1 pseudogene is annotated in these 598 nt (G+C 73.2%); it reads right to left on the minus strand.

The features are described from left to right. Window positions 1-276: 276 nt before the first annotated feature. Window positions 277-598: pseudogene (locus E5198_RS21345) on the minus strand (hypothetical protein); the annotation flags it as partial.

A 598-nucleotide genomic window follows, 5' to 3' on the forward strand; every position in this document is an offset into this window, starting at 1 on the left:
ACCGCCTCGAGGTCGGCGTTGAGCACGCTGCCATCCTGGTTGTACAGCTCGTAGGCGCTGGCCGGGACGGCGGCCAGCGCGGCGAAGGCGCTCGCCAGCGCCAGGGCGAGCGGCGCGCGGCGCGATCCGTGTCGGGTGGAAATCATCGGGGGCAGACTCCGTTGTTCTTCTGGGTCGGTGCCGGCTACGGGCGGCCGGCGTCGGTGACATTAATCCCATGCCCGCCGACCGGCGGTCTTGTGCCTGACTGCCAAGCGATTGCCCCTGACTGCCAACTCATGGCGCCGCCTGCCGCGACTCGAGCAGGATGCGCTGGTGCAGGCGCCGGTAGGCGGCCTCCTGAGGCTGCAGGCGCAGCAGCCGCTCGCTGTAGCCGAGCGCCAGCGGATAGCGCCCGGCGCGGTAGTTGAGATGGGCCAGCGCGTAGAGCAGCTCGCGATCCTCGCCGGCCAGGTCGAGGCCGCTCTGCAGCGCGGCGCTGGCCTCGTCGATGCGTCCCAGCCGGCCGAGCAGCAGGCCGAGGTTGTAGTGGACGCGCGCCCGCTGCGGCGCGGCCTCGGCGGCGCGGCGCAGCCAGTCGGCCGCCTCCGCGCCCTGG

It is taken from the genome of Pseudomonas sp. A-1 (assembly GCF_004801855.1).
GTDB lineage: Bacteria > Pseudomonadota > Gammaproteobacteria > Pseudomonadales > Pseudomonadaceae > Geopseudomonas.